Here is a 258-nt window from a genome sequence, read left to right as displayed (position 1 = left end):
GCGTCCGGGTCGTCGCTCTGCCGCAGGCCACCGTGGTGGCCTTGAGGTCGCGCAGTGCGGAGGAGGTGGTGGCGGTGAGACTGGCGAGGATCGGTTCCGCCTGGTCGGGGTTGGTGCGGACGAGGTGTGCGGCGGTGCCGGCCTGGGCGTGGGCGAGGGTGATGTGGTGGGCGACGACATCGTGGAGTTCGCGGGCGATGCGGGTGCGTTCGTCGGCGACCCGGCGGCGTGCCTCGGCCTCCCGGGTGCGTTCGGCGT

General features: G+C 73.6%; 1 pseudogene. It reads right to left on the bottom strand.

Annotated features, from left to right (window positions below):
* Positions 1 to 258, bottom strand: a pseudogene (locus FMEAI12_RS34595) (histidine kinase dimerization/phosphoacceptor domain-containing protein); the annotation flags it as partial.

It is taken from the genome of Parafrankia sp. Ea1.12 (assembly GCF_900465275.1).
In the GTDB taxonomy this organism is placed as follows: Bacteria; Actinomycetota; Actinomycetes; order Frankiales; family Frankiaceae; genus Parafrankia; species Parafrankia soli.
This window is presented reverse-complemented; position numbering and strand designations above follow the sequence as displayed.